Raw genomic sequence first — 19,877 nt, 5'->3', positions numbered from 1 at the left:
GAACGCATGACCAAGGCACCGATCGCGGGAAACCGCACCGGCCGCAAGCTCGGCCAGCGCGTCAAGAACAAGAAGATGAAGGCATCCTCCCGCCAATGGCTGCAGCGCCACATCAACGATCCCTATGTGCAGCGCGCCCAGCTGGAGGGCTATCGCGCCCGCGCCGCCTTCAAGCTCTTGGAGATCGACGAGAAGCACCATATCCTGCGCGGCGCCAAGCGCATCATCGATCTGGGTGCGGCACCCGGCAGCTGGTCGCAGATCGCCGCCAAGGTCACCGGCTCGACGGACGAGGATATCCGTGTGGCCGCGATCGATTTTCTCGAAATGGCGCAGCTGCCCGGCGTCAAGATCCTGCAGCTCGATTTCCTCGATCCCACTGCGCCCGAAAAGCTGCTGGAAGCCGTCGGCGGCACGCCCGATCTCGTCATCTCCGACATGGCAGCACCGACCACCGGCCACCACCGCACCGACCATTTGCGCACCATGCATCTCTGCGAAGTCGCGGCGCAATTTGCCGTCGAGGTATTGGGGGAGGGCGGACATTTCCTCACCAAGACTTTCCAGGGCGGCACCGAGCGTGAGCTGCTCGCTATGCTGAAGCAGAACTTCCGCCAGGTCGTTCATGTCAAGCCGAATGCCTCACGCGCCGAATCGGTCGAGATGTTTTTGCTGGCCAAGGGCTTCAAGGGGCGCAAGGTCGAAGGCGACGCTGAGAAAGCTTGATCTTCAGCCGGTCCGGACCGATGATGACGGTCTCAAGAGTTGAACTGCTGATCCCATGCTTCTGTACATCACGCTCGGAACCAACGACCTTTATCGCGCAGGACAGTTTTATGATGCCGTGCTGCCGCTGCTCGGCTATCGCCGCCAGCACTATTCGGAAGAGGAAATCGGCTATTCCGCCGACAGCGATACGCGCTGCCGCTTCTGGGTGGTGACGCCCTTCAATCGCCGCCGGGCGACATCAGGCAACGGCGCCATGGTCGCGCTCGCGGCGGAAACCCGGGCGTCCGTCGATGCTTTCCATGCGGCTGCGATTGCGGCAGGCGGCGTCGATGAAGGCGGGCCGGGCCTTCGCCCCTACCACGCCCATTTCTATGCCGCTTATGTGCGCGATCTCGACGGCAACAAGCTCTCTGCCGTTTGCGAAAATCCGGAATAATACGACAGCGCCGCGCGTCCTTTTGAGGCGCAAGGGACGTTGTAGCACCTTGAACCTATTTGACCGGCTGCTCGGCTTCAACAGTCGATACTGTCACCACCTTGGAGCGGTGGCCGGAAACCAGTGCGCCGGCATTGCGGTCCATTCTGACGAAGGGAATGGTGGCGATGACGGTCAATCCGGCGATGATATAGAAGGCAAGGTGGAAATCGGCGACCTGCAACGCTTCTCCCCTGATATAGATCGAGCTTTCCAGGATCGCGGCGGCAACCGCGACACCGAGTGCCAGGCTGACCTGCTGCATCACCGAACTCATCGATGTCGCCTGGCTGGCTTCGGCATCGTCGATATCGGCGAAGGCAAGCGCATTCACGCCGGTGAACATGAAGGAGCGCGAGAAGCCGCCGATGAGCAGCACGCCGATGATGACCAGATGCGGCGTTGCCGGCGTGAACAGGCCGGTGACGATGGTCACGAGGGTCGTCACCATCGCGGCGCAAAGCAGCGTCGTGCGGAAGCCGGCAGCGGCGAAGACGCGCTTTGCCATGAACTTGGTGGTGATCGCCCCGATAGCGCCGGCAAAGGTGATCAGGCCGGATTGGAATGGCGTCAGCCCGAAGCCCAGCTGCAGCATCAGCGGCGTCAGGAAGGGCATGGCGCCGACGCAGATGCGAAAGAGCGTGCCGCCGAGGGTCGAGGCCCGGAAGGTCGGGTTCTTGAACAGGTCGAGGTTGAGAATCGGCGCCGGGTGGCGTCTGGCATGGCTAATATATAGGAAGCCGCAGATGAGGCCGATCGCGGTGGCGGTGACGCCGATGATCGGCGGCAGGGCCGGCAGGCTCACCACCGACAGGCCGAAGACGACGCCCGCGGCCGAAAGCGAGGTGAGCATGAAACCGGTGAAATCAAGCTTCGGCGGCGCCGTCGCCTCGACCTCCGGCAGGAAGATCGTCGCCAGCCAGATGCCGATGATGCCGACCGGCACGTTGATCAGGAAGATCCAGTGCCAGCTGAAATAGGTGGTGATAAAGCCGCCGAGCGGCGGACCGGTGAGCGGGCCGACCAGCGCCGGGATGGTGAGCAGCGCCATGGCCGAGACCAGATCACTGCGCTTCGTCGTGCGCACCAGCACCAGACGGCCGACCGGCGTCATCATCGCTCCGCCCATGCCCTGTAGGAAGCGGGCGAACACGAATTCGACGAGGTTGGACGAGATGGCGCAGAAGATCGAGCCGATGACGAAGACCGAGATGGCAAGGCGGAAGATCTTCTTGGCGCCGAACCTGTCGGCCATCCAGCCGCTGACCGGGATGAACACCGCCAGCGCCACCATATAGGAGGTCAGCGCCAGTTTCAGCGTGATCGGCCCGACATTGAGATCCGCTGCGATCGCCGGCAGCGCGGTTGCTATGACGGTGGAGTCCATCTGCTCCATGAAAAGAGCGACGGCGAGGATCAGCGGCACGATGCGGTTCATAGTCGGGAGGCCTTGGTGGGCTGCAGATGGGAGCTGGGAAGGCCCGTGCTGTTTAGTCCCACATCAGGAGCCTGCCAATCCCTCAATCCGCCTCGGCGACACGTTTGCTTCACGTCTGCGTGAAACGGCTTGTCCGACAACGTCGCGTGTCAAGATTGAGATATGTCTTTTCCGTCGGCAAAAGAAATCCGGCTGGAATCGACATCGGGGGCCGTGCGGCGATGCAGCACGTCATGGAAGGATGGACATATGGCAATTTCGTCGGGAATAAAGCGGCGCACCCTTTTTGCGGCAGGCCTCGGCCTGCTCGTGGCGCCGGTCATTTTAAGAGAGAAGGCCGAAGCGGCCGCGACTGGAGAAAGCAATAAAATGAATTTGACGCCTTTGCCCGAGATCAATCAATTCAAGCTTGGTTCCTATAAGTTCACCGTCGTCCGTGATGGCATCAATGTCTCCGAAAAGCCTTATGAAACCTTCGGGACCAATCAGGCCCCCGAAATAGTTCAGGCGCTGCTGACGGCAAACTTCCTGCCGGCCGACAAATTCGTGAACGGCTATACGCCGGCGCTCATCGATACCGGTTCGGATGTCATCCTCATCGATACCGGCTTTGGCGAAAGCGGCCGCGCACGGGGCGCCGGCCAGCTTACCAAGGGGCTGAAGGCCGCAGGCTATTCGACCGACGACGTCACCCTGGTGGCGCTCACCCATCTGCACGGCGATCATATCGGCGGCCTGATGGAAAACGGCGCGGCGGCCTTCAAAAACGCCCGCTATGTCGTCGGCCAGGCCGAATATGATTTCTGGTCGAACAAGGCACGCGAGGGAACGCCGGCCGAAGGCGGCCACAAGGCGGTGCTTGCCAATGTTGCGCCGCTTGCCGAAAAGACCACCTTCATCAAGGACGGTGACAGTGTCGCGCCCGGCATGACGGCAATGCTGGCGGCCGGCCACTCGCCGGGGCATATGGTCTTCCACGTCGAATCCGAGGGCAAGCGCCTCGTTCTCACCGGCGATACCGCCAATCACTATATCCTGTCGCTGCTGCGACCGGATTGGGAAGTGCGCTTCGACATGGACAAGGCGCAGGCAGCGGCCACCCGCCGCAAGGTCTTCGACATGATCGCGAGCGAGAAGATCGCCTTCCTCGGCTATCACATGCCGTTCCCGGCGGTCGGTTTTGCCGAGAAGCAGGATGGCGGCTATCGCTTCGTGCCGAAGACCTATCAGTTCGACATCTGATCGAGAGCCGTTCGGGGTTTCCCGGAATTGCTCTCTGTGCATGGCACCCATGACGAGCCCGGCGGACACGCCGGGCTTTTTGCTATTTCCTTCCTGTCATAGACGTGTTACCAGCCCTCGCCAACTTCCAAGCAATCCCATGCACACCGCCGGGGCGGACGATTCGTTTCCGGGCCAGGTTGCATTTTCTTAAATGAAGGAATTTGGCCATGGCACGCATCATTGAAACGGCAACCGGCGCGGACGCGCTTACCTTCGACGACGTGCTGCTGCAGCCCGGCCACTCCGAGGTCATGCCCGGCCAGACGAATATCGCGACCCGCATCGCCCGGGATTTTGAACTCAACATCCCGATCCTTTCTTCAGCCATGGATACCGTCACCGAAAGCCGTCTGGCGATCGCCATGGCCCAGGCCGGCGGCCTCGGTGTCATCCACCGCAACCTGACGCCGGTCGAGCAGGCCGAAGAGGTCCGCCAGGTGAAGAAGTTCGAAAGCGGCATGGTCGTCAATCCGGTCACCATCGGTCCGGAGGCAAAGCTTGCCGAAGCACTCGGTCTGATGAAATCACACGGCATTTCCGGTATCCCGGTCGTCGAGAAGTCGGGCCGCCTCGTCGGCATCCTGACCAACCGCGATGTGCGCTTCGCCTCCGATCCGGAGCAGAAGATCCACGAGCTGATGACCAAGGACAATCTGGTCACCGTCAAGGAGAGCGTCGATCAGCAGGAGGCCAAGCGCCTGCTGCATTCGCACCGGATCGAGAAGCTGCTGGTCATCGATACCGAAGGCCGCTGCGTCGGCCTGATCACCGTCAAGGATATCGAGAAGTCGCAGCTGAACCCGAACGCCTCCAAGGATGCGCAGGGCAGGCTTCGCGCCGCCGCCGCCATCAGCGTCGGCGATGACGGCTTCGAGCGCGCCGAACGGCTGATCGAGGCCGGCGTCGACCTCTTGGTCGTCGATACCGCCCATGGCCACTCGCAGCGCGTCCTCGATGCCGTCACCCGCGTCAAGAAGCTGTCCAACTCGGTGCGCATCATGGCCGGCAACGTCGCCACCTATGACGGCACCAGAGCGCTGATCGATGCGGGTGCGGATGCCGTCAAGGTCGGCATCGGCCCGGGCTCGATCTGCACAACGCGCATCGTCGCCGGCGTCGGCGTTCCCCAGCTTGCCGCCATCATGTCGGCGGTTCAGGCAGCACAGGCTCAGGACGTGCCCGTCATCGCCGATGGCGGCATCAAATTTTCCGGCGATCTTGCCAAGGCGATCGCCGCCGGCGCTTCCGCCGTCATGATCGGCTCGCTGCTGGCCGGCACCGATGAGAGCCCGGGCGAGGTCTATCTCTACCAGGGCCGTTCCTTCAAGGCCTATCGCGGCATGGGCTCCGTCGGCGCCATGGCCCGCGGCTCGGCCGACCGTTATTTCCAGGCTGAGGTGCGCGACACGCTGAAACTCGTGCCGGAGGGTATTGAGGGTCAGGTTCCCTACAAGGGACCGGTCTCGGCCGTCGTCCACCAGCTCGCCGGCGGCCTCAAGGCGGCCATGGGTTATGTCGGCGGCAAGGACCTGAAGGATTTCCAGGAGCGCGCGACCTTCGTGCGCATCTCCGGCGCCGGCCTTCGCGAAAGCCACGCCCATGATGTGACGATCACCCGCGAAAGCCCGAACTATCCGGGCGCCGGTCTCTGATCATGAAGGCGGGCAGCGGGATTCCCCTTTGGATCATCGCGCTGCTCGCAGGCCTCTGCCTTGCCGTGCTCGCCTGGACGACCTTCGGCTTCGTCGTTCCCTTCAAGCATGAAACCGGGCAGGCGGTGCTCGATACATATTTCGCCGGTTACGACGAAGCGGCCGTCTTCCACATGCAGACGCTGCTCGATCAGAACGAGACCGCGGCGAAGCTGCTCAGCGCCATGTATTTCGGGCCGGAACTGATCTTTCCTGCCTTGCTGACGGCGCTGCTATTTCTCGCCTCGCTCAAGCTTGGCCCTCTCGGCGCGTGGTTCGGACGATCGCATCCGCTCGTCGGCCAGGCGATTTATCTGCTGCCCTTCGTCTACGGCGTCGCCGACTACGGCGAGAACATCTCGAGCCTTATCGCCTTCGGCGACAGTCCTTCCGCAGGCCTTGCCGCACAGCTGCTGCCATGGATGACAAGGCTGAAATTCGCCAGCCTCGCCATCTCGTGCATCGTCCTTGTCAGGCTTGCCATCGCCCGTTGGCTGTCGCCAGGCCGGGATTGAAGCGGCGTCAGTTCCTCCTCCGCCAAACCGGATTTGACAGTCTCGCCATCATGAAATCGGCAAGGACCTCGACCTTCGCTGGCCGGCTCCGAGCCGAAGGTGTGACGAAATACAGTGCGCCGGTGGGCAGCGTCCAGTCGGGAAGGATTGGCGTCAATTGGCCGTCGACGAGATAGTCATGCGCGAGAAATTCGGGGAGTTCGATGATCCCGAGGCCCCGTAGCGCCATCGGAACCAATGCTTGCGAATTGGTGGCCCTGAGAGAGCCGCTTGGTGAAATGACCTCCTCCTTGCCTTCGCTATTGCGCAGGCGCCAGACATCCTGTCGCGCCCTGTAGGCGTACCCGAGGCAATGGTGAGCCGTTAGCTCGCGGGGATGTTCCGGCACGCCGTACTGTTTAAGGTATGCGGGTGCTGCGAGAATGAAGCGATCCACCGGCGCCAGCCTGCGCGCGACCAATGACGAATCCGGTAGTACCGCGATTCGGAGTGCCGCATCGAAGCCGTCTCCCACGATATCGACGACGGCATCGCTCATGTGCAGGTCGATCGAAATCTCCGGAAAGAGCTCGAAAAAGTCAGGCAGGATTGGGGCCAGCCAGCGTGTCCCGAAGTCCATCGGCGCGGCAAGCCTGATGAGCCCCTTCGGTCGGGTGGCAAGCTCCCGGGCGGTGTCCTCTGCCATCTCGGCCTCGGCATAGATCCGTGCGGCGCTTTCGACCAGTCGCAGGCCGAAATCGGTCAAAGCGAGTTGTCGAGAGGTGCGGTTGAAGAGCCTTGCGCCCAACCTCTGCTCAAGACGGCTTACGGCCCGCGAAACCGTCGGCACCGACACGCCGAGCGTCTGCGCAGCCCGAACGAAAGAACGCTCCTCGGCGACCTTTGCGAACATTGCCAGTCCCTCGAAATCGGGAAATTTGTTCATTTCATTCCTGAAACAATGGCTTTCAATTCTTTCTATTCCGAAACGATACCCCCGTCCATATCTCAGCTTCAGTCGAACCAAAGGAGACGACAATGACACAACGATTGAATTCGAAGATTGCGGTTATCACCGGCGCCACTTCCGGCATTGGCCTTGCCGCAGCCAAGCGCTTCGTGGCCGAGGGCGCACGGGTTTTCATCACGGGCCGTCGCAAGGATGTTCTCGATGCAGCAATCGCTGAGATCGGCGGCGGAGTTGTGGGTATTCAGGCTGATTCAGCCAATCTCGCCGACCTCGATCGCGTCTATGAGAAGGTGAAGGCCGAGGCCGGGAGAGTTGACGTGCTCTTCGTCAACGCAGGTGGCGGCTCCATGTTGCCCCTCGGCGAAATCACGGAAGAGCAGTATGACGACACATTCGATCGAAACGTGAAGGGGGTTCTCTTCACGGTACAGAAGGCCTTGCCGCTGCTCTCGCGAGGATCGTCGATCATCTTGACGGGATCGACAGCAGGCTCGACCGGCACACCCGCCTTCAGCGTTTACGCCGCATCGAAAGCCGCCTTGCGCAGCTTTGCGCGCAATTGGATCCTCGACTTGAAGGATCGCGGCATTCGGATCAACACGCTCAGTCCTGGCCCGACGGAAACGACCGGACTGGTCGAATTGGCGGGTAAGGATCCAGCCCAACAGCAGGGCTTGCTCGATGCCCTGGCGGCTCAGGTGCCAATGGGCAGGGTTGGCCGTGCCGAGGAAGTTGCCGCTGCCGCACTCTTCCTCGCCTCGGATGATTCCAGCTTCGTTACCGGGGCCGAACTCTTCGTCGATGGCGGCAGCGCCCAGGTGTAAAGACAATATCGGCTTTGAGGATGCCAGCGGCGAGCCGCCCCTGGCATCCGCTTAACCTTTCCGCTAATGCTCCTCGCGACATGCGAAAGCGGAAAAGGAAGTGCCGAAATGACCGGCTATCAAATCTTTTGGCCACTCCTTGCCCATGTGGCGCTGGTCTACGGTCTTTATGCCCTTCTTGGGCAGCGGCGCGCAAAAATGGTCCGCGCCGGCAACGTCGCGAAATCGGATTACCGCGAAAATCGCGGCGAGCCGGCTGAAAGCCTCGTCGTCAAAAACTGCCTCGCCAATCAGTTCGAACTGCCCGTGCTGTTCTATGCCTGCTGTATTCTTCTCTATGTCACCGAGTCCGATAATGTCGTCGCCGTCGGCCTCGCCTGGCTCTTCGTCGCCCTGCGGTACGCCCATGCCGCCGTCCATGTCACCAGCAACGATCTGCGCTACCGCAGCCCGCTTTTCGCCGCTGGATACCTGGCGTTGGGAGCGATGTGGGTCTGGCTCGCCGCATGGATCGTGATGGGCTGAGGACCGGCGCGAAGCCTCGTCAGGCGCCCGGGTGGACAGCAATTGTCGCTCGTCTCGGGCAGTGGCATGGATATCTCTTCGGTCAAAGAATCCTACAACTATTTCAGGTCTTTCCACCGCTGATCAATTAGTATGATATGATCTAGAGGCCTGATTTCACATGGCTTTGCCGGTCGTTAAAATGCGAGTGTTTTCATTTACGACTGATGAAGACCTGCAATGTCATACCCGCCCGACGCGCTGATTTGGCATGATGCTTACCCCGCGCGAACAATAAGAACGGGAACGACATGGGCGTAGAAAGCATGGATCGGATCGGCTTGCGCAGGAAGCCGAAGCAGGAGCGCAGTATCCAGAGGCTGGACGTCATTCTCGCCGCCGCCGCCAAGATCATTGCCGAAAAGGGCGTCAGCGCCATGCGGATGACGGAACTTGCCGTTGCCGCCAAAGTGCCGATCGGCTCGGTCTACCAGTATTTTCCCGAAAAGGCGGCGATCGTCAAAGCTCTGTTCGACCAGCACGCCGCGGCAATCCAGGCGAAGACGGCGACGATGTTCGCCGACGTTCAGACGCTCGACCAGGCGCTCGACCTCGTTTGCGACATCATCGACTGGTATTACGAGTCCTACCATGATGATCCCGTCTATCTCGGCGTCTGGATGGGAACGGAGACCGACCAGGATCTGCTGCAGTTGAACATCGAGCATAGCGGCCGCGTCGCCGGCATCTTTCAGGAGGCCGTGCGCCGGCTGGCGCCCGACCTTTGCGACGAAGAGATGTATGCGCGCACTTACCTGTTCAGCCACCTGATCGGCGCCGTCATCCGGCTTGCTGCCGTCAGCGACAAGGCCCTGGCGCGCCGCATGCTCGATGAGTGGAAACGCGTCATCCGCGCTTCCCTTTTCGCCGCGACCGCGAAGCGCGCCGCCTGACGGTACTCAGCTTCTACCTCTTACCAGCTAGGCACCATATTGGCCGCCTTCAGCCGCGGATAAAGGCGTGCCTGGGCGGATTTGACATCGGCCTCCAGCGTATCGTCGACGACGGCCGGCGTGATGTTGTCGAGGCAGGCGGTGATATGCGCGGTGATCGCATTCATCAGCGAGAGCGAAACGCCCGGGCGCTTCATGATGCCGATCTGCACCGGCGGCAGCGCCGGAAAGCCGTCCGCCTGGCTCAGCACCTTCATGCCGGTTCGCAGCGCCGATTCCGGCATCACCGAGACCGCCATGCCGGCAAGCACGGCGGCGGCAACGACGGTGCAGGACCAGCTGGTGAACAGGATCTGGTGTTCGCGCCCCACCGCATCGAGCGCCGAGCAGGCGAGCTGGCGCCATTGGCAATCGCGCCGGCCGACGGCAAGCGGCACCGGCGCGTCGTCGCGGATCGGATGGTTGGCCGAACCCACCCAGCAGAGCGGCTCGGTTCTTACCACATCGGACATGCGCTCGCGCGGATTGTGGGTGACGAGCGCGATATCGAGTTCGCCCTTGTGCATGCGCTCGGCCAGATCCACCGAGGGCTCGCAGACGATGTAGAGCTCGACATTCGGATGCGTCTTGGCGAAGCGGCCGATGATTTCGGGCATGTAGCGGTCGGCATAATCGTCAGGCGTGCCAATGCGCAGCGTCCCCTCCAGCCTGTTGTCGTCGAAGGCGGCGATCGCCTCATTGTTGAGACGGATGATGCGCCGGGCATAGTTGAGCAGTTTTTCACCCTCGACCGTCAGCCGGTTGCCGCGTCCGTCCTTGATGAACAACTGCTTGCCGATGCGCTCTTCGAGACGGCGCATCTGCATGGAAACGGCCGATTGGGTCTTGTAGACCCTGTCGGCGGCCTTGGTGAAGCTGCCGGAATCGACGATGGCGATGAAAGTCTGCAACTGGTCGAGATCAAGAGGCGCGGACATTGTGTCACCCATAAAGATAGCTGATGATAATCATTAGAAACATTCGTTGGACTGATCAATAGGTCTTTGGCATCTTCGGGATGCAAATCAAGCAAAGTGAAGGACAGACGCCCTGCCTGTCCAAGCAGAATTCAGCCTTATCCCTTCCCGCACGACCTCGCGGGAGGGGTGGGTTGTTGCGTGCCCTCGAGAAAGGAGAGTTCGATGCTTATGACAAACCGGACAACAGAACTCGACTGCGGCAAGCTCGCCCCGACGCTTTTCCAGCGTCTGGTCGCAGGCCTCGCTCCGCTGGTCTCCCTCTTTCGCGGGTTCCGCAATCGCATGGAGATCAACACGCTGCACGATCTGAATGACAGTCAGCTGAGGGATATCGGCCTGAGCAGGGCTGACCTGACCTCTGCGTTTCTGGCCTCGACCTTTTTCGAGGACCCATCGGAACATCTGACGCGCTCGGCGCGCAATCGCTGGCGCCTGCAGCTCTTCCGCTCCTACAACGAATAGGAGCGTCGAGTTTCCCCGCAGGGTGATAGCCAATAGCCCTGCCGCTTGACCCGGAGACCGGCTTTTCCCAAGCCATCTCCGGGTTTTTTTATGCCTTGGTTTCAGGCGGCTTCGGTCGGTAGGTTTCGAAGATCGCTTCCAGGTTTCTCTGGTAGGTCTTCTGCACTTCCAGCCCGCTGTCGAACATGGCGTTCAGGATCTCGGTATAGCTGTCGGCAGTGACCTTCGCCTCTTCCTTCGGCGCCTCTTGCGTCTTGGCAGCCGGTTGCTTGGCCGCCGCCGGCTGCCCAAGCCCGGCCATCATCTCCTGGAAGGCCTTGGCGAAAGGGTTGTCGAGGAAGGGGTTCGGCTGAGGTGCCGGTTCGGCCTTGGGCACCGAAAACATCTGCTGCATCGCCTGTGTGAAGGGATTGTCGAAGATGCTCGGCTGCGCGGCCTTCGGTTTCGGCGCGAAGCCGGTACTCTCAAGCCATTGCTGGATGGTCTCGCCCATCGCCGTATTGACGAAGGGGTTGATCGGCGAAGCCATCTGGCCGGTCGTCTGCTTGAAGAGCCCGCCCATTAGCGTATCGGCCAGCACCGGCAGCATCCGCTTGTAGATATCCTGGCCGATGCCGGTCATCTGTGCGGCCTGGGCGGCGACCGCCCGCGAAACCTCTTTCGAGCCGAAAAGCTGGGCAAGGATATTGTTGCCGTCGGAAATGCCCTCCGGCGTGAAGGCCCGGTTCATATCCTCGAAATAGCGCGCATAATTGCCGGAGGAGACGGCCTGCATCAGCCCGACGAAGTCATAAGGGTTGCTGGTGCTGCGCTTCAGGCCGGCAGAAAAGGCCGGCATCAGCGCCGCCATCGCCTTGGTTGCCTGTTCCTGGGCGAGGTTGAACTGGCGGGCGATCGCTTCCATCGCCGCGCCGTTCTGCGCCTGCATCATCATGTCGAAGAGTGGCAGCATGGAGGTCCCTTTCCCCGAGTCGTGACGCGTGTCACGCCACTATATCCGGAAAAGGAAATGTGCAAACGGCTTTTTGCCATAAGAACTTAAAGCCGTACTGCAAAGCTGCCGGGTGGTTTTCCGAGTTGGCGAAGACCCCGGGCAGGCTCAGTACTGATAATCCTCGAACACCGGTTCGACGGAGCCGTTCCAGCGGCCGTGATAGAGCGAAAGCAGATCCTCGGCGAGCGTCGCCTTCTTGGCGAGCACCTCGTCGAGCGGCGCCAGGAAGATCGTCTCGTCCTGGCCTTCCCGGTTGAGCTTGCCGCGCGCCTTGAGGCCGGCCCTTGAAATGCCGACCACTTCGCGCGCCATGTCGAAGAGCGGATGCCTGCGAAATTCAGCCTTCAGCCCTTGCGCCGGAACGGCATCGCGCAGTGCGCCGATCTCGGCAAAGTTCCAATCTTTCGTCAACTGGTCGGCGGCGTCGAGTGCGGCATCGTCGTAAAGCAGACCGACCCAGAAGGCCGGCAAGGCACAGATGCGCCGCCACGGGCCGCCGTCGGCGCCGCGCATTTCCAGGAAACGCTTCAGCCGCACGTCGGGGAAGAGCGTCGAAAGATGGTTCGTCCAGTCGCCCATCGTCGGCGCCGGATCGGCGATCTCACCCTTCAATGCGCCATTCATGAACTGGCGGAAAGTGACATGGGTACAGTCGTGATAGCGGCCGTCGCGAACGATGAAGTACATCGGCACATCGAGCGCCCATTCGGCATAGTCGCGGAAACCGAAATCGTCGCGGAAGGTGAAATCGAGCAAGCCCGAGCGCCGGTTGTCGGTATCGCGCCAGATATCGCCGCGCCAGGAGAGCAGCCCGTTCGGCTTGCCCTCGGTGAAGGGCGAGGATGCAAAGAGGGCGGTTGCCAGCGATTGCAGCTTCATCGAAACGCGCATTTTCTTGCGCATGTCGTCTTCAGAGGAAAAATCGAGATTCACCTGGATCGTGCAGGTGCGGTACATCATGTCGAGACCCTGGCTGCCGACTTTCGGCATATAGCGGGTCATGATCTCGTAGCGCGATTTCGGCATGTGCGGGGTTTCCGCATAGGTCCATTTCGGGCTGCCGCCGATGCCGAGGAAGCGAATACCCATCGGCTCGGCGATTTCGCGCAGCGTCGCCAGATGCTGGTTCGATTCCCTGCAGGTTTCGTGGATCGTTTCCAACGGTGCGCCGGAGAGTTCGAACTGGCCGCCGGGCTCGATCGAGATCGCGCCCATGCCGCTCTGCTCGGCAAGCCCGATGATGTTGCCGCCGTCCATGATCGGCTCCCAGCCGCTTTTCGCCTGCAGGCCGGTCAAAAGGGCTGAAATGCTGGCATCGCCGAAATAGGGAACCGGGCTGTTGTCGGCGCGGAAGAAGGCGAATTTCTCGTGTTCGGTGCCGATCCGGAAGCGCTCCCGCGGCTTGTTGCCGGCGGCGATATAATCGGTCAGATCCTGAACCGAAGAGAGCGGTGTCTGGTCGGTGGTGTCGCGGGCCATGCGGGGTACCTGTATTCAAAAAGGCGCCCAGGGGCCGGGCAGCTGGAAGGCTGATTAGGACCCAAGTCACGTATGTTGCAAGTGAAATTCTTTCAATGACGCATCAAAAAAATAACAACGATTTCCATGTCCACCCGTTTTTCTCGTCAGTTCCAGTCGCCGATCGCCGCCTGCACCACGGCGAGCGCCGCAACGGCTGCCGTATCGGCCCGCAGGATGCGCGGTCCAAGCGGAATGGCGGTGACGAAATCGAGGCTTCGAAGCCGCGCCCGCTCTTCCTCGGAAAAGCCGCCTTCCGGCCCGACGAGCAGCGCGAGGTGCCTTTCCCGGATCGCCGACAGCACCGGCAGCGGGTTTTGCCCGGCATCGCCCTCGTCGCAATAGATGATGCGCCGCTCTTTCGGCCAGCGGTCGAGCAGGTCGAGAAGCCGCACCGGCTCGGCGACATCGGGAATGCCGAGAACGCCGCATTGCTCCGCCGCCTCGACGACATTGGCACGCAGCTTGTCGAGATTGGTGATCTTACCCTGTACGTGCTGGGTCATGACCGGTTGCAGCAGGCCGGCGCCCATTTCCACGGCCTTCTGCACGAGATAATCCATGCGGCCGACCTTGAGCGGCGCAAAGAGATAATGCAGGTCGCAGGGTGCCGGCTGCGGCCGCGTCTCTTCGATCGCCGTCAGCAGGATGCGTTTGCGGGTGGGGAAGGTGAGGGTGGCCTTCCACTCGCCGTCGCGGCCGTTGAAGAGCAGGACTTCCCCACCTTCTTCCATCCTCAGCACATTGGCGAGATAGTTGAACTGGTCGGCAGTCGCCTCGAGGGCGGCGCCGCCGGAAAGCGGCGCGTCGACGAAAAGCCGTTGCATGCGGAAATTGGCGCGCATTTAGGACCCGTGAGTTTCAGACGAAAAGCGCGAACATAACCCAATAAATCACTGCCGCAAGCGCTGCCGAAACCGGCACGGTGACGATCCAGGCGGCAATGATCGTCATGAAATGCGAGCGGCGGACGAGATAGCGCCGCCGCGTCTCGTGGATGTTCGGATCCTCCGGCTCGTCGATATCGAAGCTCTCGGCCCTGCGCCTGATATAGGCGATGCGACGCTTCGAATGGCGGGTGTACCATTCGCGGAAGAAGCCGACGCCGAAGACGGAGCCGACGGCGATATGCGTGGTGCTGACCGGCAGACCGAGCCAGGAGGCGACGATGACGGTGAAGGCGGTCGATAGCGCGACGCAATAGGCCCGCATCGGATTGAGCTTGGTGATCTCCTCGCCGACCAAGCGAATGAGGCGCGGCCCGAACAGCAGCAGGCCGACGGAGATGCCGAAGGCGCCGATCAGCATCACCCAGAGCGGCGGATGGCCAACGCCGTCACCGCCGCCGATGCCGACCGAGTGGACGATCGCCGAAAGCGGCCCGACCGCATTCGAAACGTCATTTGCGCCATGTGCGAAGGACAGCAGCGCCGCCGAGCCGATGAGTGGCAGCCGGAACAGCAGCCGCAGCGAGCTGTTGCGGTTTTCGAGATTGCGCGCCTGGGCGAGCACAAGCGGCCGGGCAATAAGCCAGCTCACCAGCCCGATGCCGATGCCGATAAGGATGATGGTGAAAGACGGAAATTTGCCGGTGGGCGACAGCTGCAGCACCATATAGGCCATGAAGCCGCCGGCCATCACCCCGACCAACACCGGCACCCAGCGCCGAGCCGCCGCGATCTTGTCGTCGCGATAGATGATCAGCGTCTTGACGAAATAAAGCAGTCCGGCCGCGATCAGTCCGCCGATCAGCGGAGAGGTGATCCAGCTCGAGGTGATTTCCAGCATCACCCGCCAGTTCACCGGTTCCGTCCCGACGGCTGCGATGCCGGCGCCGATCACCGCGCCGACGATCGCATGGGTGGTGGAAACCGGCGCATTCATCCAGGTTGCGAGATTGATCCAGAGGGCGGCCGCCATCAGCGCTGCCATCATGATCCAGCCGAGCAGCGCCTGCGGCACCTCGACGGTATCGACGATATTCGAGGAAATCGTCTTGACGACCTCGCCGCCGGCGACCGTGGCGCCGAGAACTTCGAAAATAGCGGCGATGACCAGCGCCTGACCCATCGTCATGGCGCGCGCCCCGACGGCCGCACCGACATTGTTGGTCACGTCATTGGCGCCGATGTTCATCGCCATGTAGCCGGCAAGCGCCGCCGCCGCCACGACGAGCACCGCTCCCGGTTGGTCGAGCACATAGACACCGGCAAACAGCATGGCGAGGCCGACAAAGATCAACCCGAGGCCAGGCGCCACCAGCCGCCGCAAAACATGCTTCGCCGCCTCCTCGGCATGGGTTATTTTGTCGAGATCCTTGTCGAGCGTGCGTTTCGTGAGGACTGTGGGACGTGGCGGCATTCTTTATTCCGGGGGATGAAATCTGCTTCTACGCCACTTTCCTAGCAGCGCAAGATGGCAGGATTCATTCCGCCGGGATTTGCTTTCCCGCAGATCCCTGCTTTGCCGCTTTGGCCGAAAGCCGCTCAGTTATCTTTCGCTTGAAGGCCAGGAAAAGGCCGCGCAGTTCCGGCTCGCGCACGCGCCCCGCCGCCTCGTCGAACGAGACCCATTCGATGCGGCGTTCACCCTTTTCCTTGAAGTTCTTCGCCATGTCGGTGACTTCGAGCGCATAGACCTGCACCTTGCAGGCCACCTGTACGCCGTCCCGCAGGACTTTCGAATAGCTGTAAGCGCCGAGCGTCTCCGTCTCGACCGCGCCGCGGACGCCGGCTTCCTCAAAGGCCTCCTGTGCGGCGACCTCATGAGCGCATTTACCCGTCATCGGCCAGCCCTTGGGAATGACCCAGCGGCCGGTGTCGCGGCTCGTCATTAGCATCACCTCGACATCGTCACTCTTCTTTTTCACCCGATAGCAGATCGCACCGTATTGCTGTCGCGGCGGACGCCGGAACATCAGTTGCACATCGGATGCCAATCGGGCGAGAAGAGTCAATTGTCGGGTCACCTTCGCAGTGGTTGTTAGGAATCACTCATATACGTGTATCACGAAAAGCTTACACAATCCAAAGCCGCGGACGTTCCGAAACGGGATTTGATCGCCGTTCAATAAGGGAAATCGAGCTGGGGCAGGCTCAGAAATCCGTCACGTCGTGTCTCGAATGCGTCGCATTGCACAGGTGTTCAATATGGCGCGGTCTTGCCTTTCCTTCAATGGCAAGATCAAGTGATCCACTGTCATTTCTGATCGTGGTAATCATGCGTCTTCCACCGCTCAATGCCGTCCGCGCCTTCGAGGCCGTCTGCCGCCACGGCAGCATTCTGAAGGCCGCCGAAGAGCTGAAGGTGGTGCGCGGCGCGGTGCGCCAGCAGATTGCCACGCTGGAGGGTCACTTCGGCCGCAAGCTCTTTGTTCGTGACGGCCGCCGGCTGGTCCCGACCGGAGAGGCGAGCGCTTTCGCCGCAGCATCGAGCGCGGCTTTCGACATTCTGCAACGCGCTGCTTACGAGCTCTCGGGCATCGTGCCGGGCCGCATCCGGCTCGGCGTGCCCTCCGCCTTCGCCGTCTGGTGGCTGATGCCGCGTGTTGCCGACATGCAGGCGAACCTCGGCGATACGGCGGTCGATATCGTGCCGATGACCGTCGTCGAACCATTGCAAATGCACCCGGAACTGGACGCGGTGATCATGGGCGGCGAATACCGGCCGGCTGCCGGCGTGACCGCGGTGCGCTTCATGGAAGACGAGTTCGGTCCGGTCGCAACGCCGGCGCTTGCAGCGACGCTCTCGGAGAGCCCGGCGGCGATGGGCCGGCTGACAATGCTTGCGAGCCGCAGCGTTCCAAAACTCTGGGACGAATGGTTTGCCGAAAGCGGCACGCCGCCGGTCATCTTTTCCCGCGCCCAAGAATTCGAGGATTTGCTGCTGGCGCTCGGTGCCGCCCGCTCCGGGCTCGGCATCGCCCTTGCGCCGCGCGCCTCGATCGAGGACGATCTTCAGCGCGGGCAGCTGGTCGCGCCCTATGGTTTCATCGCCCGGCCGTCCGGCTACAGCCTCTGCTGCCGCACGCCGGATGCAAAACGTCCGGCTTTCGCTGCTTTGTCCGGCTGGCTGCGCCAATCCGGGCGCGGAAAGGGCAGTTTTTCTGCTCCAACATCGGAATAAACTCCATAGTCGCCGCCCTGTGGCATCGCTAGAAATAGCGGGATATCGGCAACAGGGATGAGATGATGGAAAAGACCGCGACGCGCATCGACTGGATCGGCGGCAGCTGCCGGCTGCTGAAGGCGACGGCAGCCGAATTCGAGCGGACGCGGCCCTTCGAGGGACTGTCGATCGGCACGGGCATTCATCTTGAGCCGAAGACGGTGGCGCTGCTGATGACGCTTCGCGCCGGCGGGGCGCGCCTCATCTGCACCGGCAATCTCAACAGCACCCAGCCTTCGACGGTCGAGTTTCTGCGTTCGCAGGGTTTTACGGTCTTCGCCACGCAGACGATCGATCCGGCCGCCCATCATGCCAGCCTCGAAGCGGTGATAGCCGAAAGGCCGGATCTGCTGCTCGACAATGGCGGCGATCTCTTCGCCATCGCGGCGGAAAAACCCCATGCCAATCTCCGTGGCGGCACCGAGGAAACTACCTCGGGCCGCACCCGCTTGCTGCCGCTGCGCGAACGCCTCAATATGCCGATCCTCATCATCAACGACAGCCCGATCAAGCAGTTCGCCGAAAACAGGCATGCCGTCGGACAAAGCCTGTTCGAAAGCTATTTGCGCTTCACCAACCGCTCGACCAACGGCAAACGCGTGACGGTGTTCGGCTACGGCGCCTGCGGCAAGGGCACGGCCGCCTGTTTCCGCAACGCTTTTTCCACCGTCAGCGTCGTCGAAATCGACGCCGTGACGACACTCGAGGCCCATCTCGATGGTTTCGCCACGCCGCTGCGCGAGGCGGCAATCCGCTCGGCCGATATAATCGTCACCGTCACCGGGTTTGCCGGCATCGTCACGGCAGCCGACCTGCCGCTCGTCAAGGATGGCGCGATCCTGATGAATGGCGGCCATTTCCCGCATGAGATCGATGTCGAGGCCTTCCGCCGCCATCCCGATGTCATCGGCATCGATCGCTACGAGGCCGATCATATCGAGACCTTCCATCTGCGGGACGGCCGCTCCTTCCACGTGCTGGGCGGCGGCCACATGGCCAATCTCGCCGGCCCACGGCCGCTCGGCAACACGGTCGAATCGATGGATCTCGGCTTCACCCTGCAGGCCCGCTGCCTGGAACGCATCGCCAGGGGCGAGGCCGGTCCCGAAGCCTGCGTCGTGCCGGTGCCCAGGGATATCGACGCGATGGTGGCGAATGCTTATCTTGATCTCACGTGCTGAGGAAGATGCCTAAAAATGTGAGTGTTTTCGGACGACACCAGGCGCAACTCTCTCATTTAGCGAAGGAATAGATCTAAGGCCGACCGGAGCCTCAAATCATCCTGTTCCAGTCATTCGGCACCGTGAGATCCGTCGATGTCGACGACGACCTTCCCGTCCGCCTGCCGGTTTTCGATCAGCCGATGTGCCTCGTCGGTATCGTCAAGTGTGAAGCGGTGCGGGTCGAGCCTCGGCATCACCTTGCCGGCTTCGACCAGTCTCGTCATTTCCCGCATAATCTCGCCGTGATGTGGGCGTCCTTCGCTGGTTAGAAGCGGGAGCAGCGTGAAAACCCCGGAATAGGTCGCCGCCTTAAAGGAGAGCGGCGCCAGCGCGTGATTTCCCCAGCCAAGGCAGCTCACCACATGGCCGAACCGGCTGACGGCCTGGAACGCCGTATCGAGCCCCTGGCCGCCGACCGTGTCGTAGACCAGATCGAAACCTTTGCCACCGGTATGTCTAGCGACATAGCTTTCTACTGTTTCCGCGGCACGATCGATCGGCGTTGCACCTAGGCCGGCGAGATAGTCCGCTTTCGAAGCGCCGTCGACGACATAGACCTCGGCTCCAGCAGCCTTGGCGATCTGGGCGACGATATGGCCGACACCGCCGCCGCCAAGCACGAGGACCTTGCGGTCGGCGCTGACCCCGGCGCGGTCGACCAGCCCTTCCCAGGCGGTAATGGAGATCAGCGGCAGGGCGGCTGCCTCGCGCATCGAAAGGTTCTGCGGCTTTGGCGCCAACAGCGCGGCGTCGACCGCTGCGAATTCGGCAAGCGATCCCTGAACGCCGCCGACCCCGCCGGTCATGCCATAGACGGCGTCGCCGCGACGGAAACCGCCGACGCCAGGTCCGATCTCTTCGACGATGCCGGCCATATCGATGCCAAGCACGGCCGGAAGCGGGTGGCGCGCATGGGCCGCATTGCCGGCTCTGATCTTGAGATCGAGCGGATTGACCCCGCTCGCCAAGATGCGCACCAGGACTTGGCCTTCACCCGGCACAGGCTTCGGAACATCGGCGATCCGTAATGGCGAATTCGGCGATTCCGCCAGCATCACTTTCATCGTTGATTGTCTCGACATGCAATTCTCCTTCGTTCGCGCGGCGTCTACGGTCGCAACGGGCTTTCCTG

The 19,877-nt window shown here is 61.8% G+C and carries 20 protein-coding genes; 11 read left to right on the top strand and 9 right to left on the bottom strand.

Going from position 1 to position 19,877, the window contains the following annotated elements:
- Nucleotides 1–6: 6 nt before the first annotated feature.
- Together FHX03_RS03340 and FHX03_RS03335 are read left to right on the top strand one after the other, a co-directional pair.
- Complete coding sequence (locus tag FHX03_RS03340; protein ID WP_012556679.1) at nucleotides 7–726, top strand: RlmE family RNA methyltransferase; 720 nt, start codon at nucleotides 7–9, stop codon at nucleotides 724–726.
- A gap of 55 nt (nucleotides 727–781) precedes the next feature.
- Complete coding sequence (locus FHX03_RS03335) at nucleotides 782–1,165, top strand: VOC family protein (protein ID WP_097623957.1); 384 nt, start codon at nucleotides 782–784, stop codon at nucleotides 1,163–1,165.
- Between the two features lie 55 nt (nucleotides 1,166–1,220).
- On the opposite strand, the gene FHX03_RS03330 is transcribed toward FHX03_RS03335, so the two are convergent.
- Nucleotides 1,221–2,642, bottom strand: a complete 1,422-nt coding sequence (locus FHX03_RS03330) for a DHA2 family efflux MFS transporter permease subunit (protein ID WP_097623958.1) — start codon at nucleotides 2,640–2,642, stop codon at nucleotides 1,221–1,223.
- 249 nt (nucleotides 2,643–2,891) lie between these two features.
- Between FHX03_RS03330 and FHX03_RS03325 the strand changes: the two genes are divergently transcribed.
- From FHX03_RS03325 to FHX03_RS03315, 3 genes are all read left to right on the top strand, one after another.
- Nucleotides 2,892–3,884: an MBL fold metallo-hydrolase gene (locus FHX03_RS03325; protein ID WP_097623959.1), complete on the top strand. Its 993-nt coding sequence runs from the start codon at nucleotides 2,892–2,894 to the stop codon at nucleotides 3,882–3,884.
- 209 nt (nucleotides 3,885–4,093) lie between these two features.
- Nucleotides 4,094–5,578, top strand: coding sequence for an IMP dehydrogenase (guaB, locus tag FHX03_RS03320; RefSeq protein WP_183777228.1), 1,485 nt, complete (start codon nucleotides 4,094–4,096; stop codon nucleotides 5,576–5,578).
- Between the two features lie 2 nt (nucleotides 5,579–5,580).
- Nucleotides 5,581–6,132, top strand: coding sequence for a hypothetical protein (locus FHX03_RS03315; protein ID WP_183852589.1), 552 nt, complete (start codon nucleotides 5,581–5,583; stop codon nucleotides 6,130–6,132).
- A 7-nt stretch (nucleotides 6,133–6,139) separates the two neighbouring features.
- Here FHX03_RS03315 and FHX03_RS03310 read toward each other — a convergent pair whose 3' ends face one another.
- The gene (locus FHX03_RS03310) at nucleotides 6,140–7,057 is read right to left on the bottom strand and encodes a LysR family transcriptional regulator (RefSeq protein ID WP_097623961.1); all 918 of its coding nucleotides are present in this window, start codon (nucleotides 7,055–7,057) and stop codon (nucleotides 6,140–6,142) included.
- 92 nt (nucleotides 7,058–7,149) lie between these two features.
- Here FHX03_RS03310 and FHX03_RS03305 point away from each other — a divergent pair, with 92 nt between their 5' ends.
- The 3 genes from FHX03_RS03305 (at nucleotide 7,150) to FHX03_RS03295 (ending at nucleotide 9,362) form a co-directional block, all read left to right on the top strand.
- Complete coding sequence (locus FHX03_RS03305) at nucleotides 7,150–7,905, top strand: SDR family oxidoreductase (protein WP_183777229.1); 756 nt, start codon at nucleotides 7,150–7,152, stop codon at nucleotides 7,903–7,905.
- Between the two features lie 108 nt (nucleotides 7,906–8,013).
- Nucleotides 8,014–8,430 carry an MAPEG family protein gene (locus FHX03_RS03300; RefSeq protein ID WP_097623963.1) on the top strand — a complete coding sequence of 139 codons (417 nt, stop codon included), beginning with the start codon at nucleotides 8,014–8,016 and terminating at the stop codon, nucleotides 8,428–8,430.
- Nucleotides 8,431–8,720: 290 nt separating this feature from the next.
- On the top strand, nucleotides 8,721–9,362 hold the full coding sequence (locus FHX03_RS03295) for a TetR family transcriptional regulator (protein ID WP_097623964.1): 642 nt from the start codon (nucleotides 8,721–8,723) through the stop codon (nucleotides 9,360–9,362).
- Between the two features lie 20 nt (nucleotides 9,363–9,382).
- Here the strand turns inward: FHX03_RS03295 and FHX03_RS03290 are convergent, their stop codons facing one another.
- A complete protein-coding gene (locus tag FHX03_RS03290; protein ID WP_003588350.1) occupies nucleotides 9,383–10,339 on the bottom strand; it encodes a LysR substrate-binding domain-containing protein in 957 nt (318 codons plus the stop codon).
- Between the two features lie 204 nt (nucleotides 10,340–10,543).
- Here FHX03_RS03290 and FHX03_RS03285 point away from each other — a divergent pair, with 204 nt between their 5' ends.
- A complete protein-coding gene (locus tag FHX03_RS03285) occupies nucleotides 10,544–10,843 on the top strand; it encodes a DUF1127 domain-containing protein (protein ID WP_012556688.1) in 300 nt (99 codons plus the stop codon).
- Between the two features lie 88 nt (nucleotides 10,844–10,931).
- Here FHX03_RS03285 and FHX03_RS03280 read toward each other — a convergent pair whose 3' ends face one another.
- From FHX03_RS03280 to FHX03_RS03260, 5 genes are all read right to left on the bottom strand, one after another.
- Nucleotides 10,932–11,795: a DUF937 domain-containing protein gene (locus FHX03_RS03280; RefSeq protein ID WP_097623965.1), complete on the bottom strand. Its 864-nt coding sequence runs from the start codon at nucleotides 11,793–11,795 to the stop codon at nucleotides 10,932–10,934.
- 147 nt (nucleotides 11,796–11,942) lie between these two features.
- Nucleotides 11,943–13,316: a glutamate--cysteine ligase gene (locus FHX03_RS03275; protein ID WP_183852587.1), complete on the bottom strand. Its 1,374-nt coding sequence runs from the start codon at nucleotides 13,314–13,316 to the stop codon at nucleotides 11,943–11,945.
- 146 nt (nucleotides 13,317–13,462) lie between these two features.
- The gene (locus FHX03_RS03270; RefSeq protein WP_097623967.1) at nucleotides 13,463–14,200 is read right to left on the bottom strand and encodes a 16S rRNA (uracil(1498)-N(3))-methyltransferase; all 738 of its coding nucleotides are present in this window, start codon (nucleotides 14,198–14,200) and stop codon (nucleotides 13,463–13,465) included.
- Between the two features lie 16 nt (nucleotides 14,201–14,216).
- Complete coding sequence (locus tag FHX03_RS03265; protein WP_097623968.1) at nucleotides 14,217–15,716, bottom strand: inorganic phosphate transporter; 1,500 nt, start codon at nucleotides 15,714–15,716, stop codon at nucleotides 14,217–14,219.
- Between the two features lie 64 nt (nucleotides 15,717–15,780).
- Complete coding sequence (locus FHX03_RS03260) at nucleotides 15,781–16,311, bottom strand: NUDIX hydrolase (RefSeq protein ID WP_097623969.1); 531 nt, start codon at nucleotides 16,309–16,311, stop codon at nucleotides 15,781–15,783.
- A 263-nt stretch (nucleotides 16,312–16,574) separates the two neighbouring features.
- Here FHX03_RS03260 and FHX03_RS03255 point away from each other — a divergent pair, with 263 nt between their 5' ends.
- A complete protein-coding gene (locus tag FHX03_RS03255; RefSeq protein WP_183777231.1) occupies nucleotides 16,575–17,480 on the top strand; it encodes a LysR substrate-binding domain-containing protein in 906 nt (301 codons plus the stop codon).
- Between the two features lie 65 nt (nucleotides 17,481–17,545).
- Complete coding sequence (locus FHX03_RS03250) at nucleotides 17,546–18,703, top strand: adenosylhomocysteinase (RefSeq protein ID WP_183777232.1); 1,158 nt, start codon at nucleotides 17,546–17,548, stop codon at nucleotides 18,701–18,703.
- A gap of 110 nt (nucleotides 18,704–18,813) precedes the next feature.
- Here the strand turns inward: FHX03_RS03250 and FHX03_RS03245 are convergent, their stop codons facing one another.
- Nucleotides 18,814–19,827, bottom strand: coding sequence for a zinc-dependent alcohol dehydrogenase family protein (locus tag FHX03_RS03245; protein ID WP_097623972.1), 1,014 nt, complete (start codon nucleotides 19,825–19,827; stop codon nucleotides 18,814–18,816).
- Between the last annotated feature and the right edge of the window lie 50 nt (nucleotides 19,828–19,877).

The organism is Rhizobium sp. BK456 (assembly GCF_014194045.1).
Classification (GTDB): domain Bacteria; phylum Pseudomonadota; class Alphaproteobacteria; order Rhizobiales; family Rhizobiaceae; genus Rhizobium; species Rhizobium redzepovicii.
The sequence above is the reverse complement of the archived record's forward strand: the minus strand, read 5'-3'. Positions and strand labels throughout refer to the sequence as shown.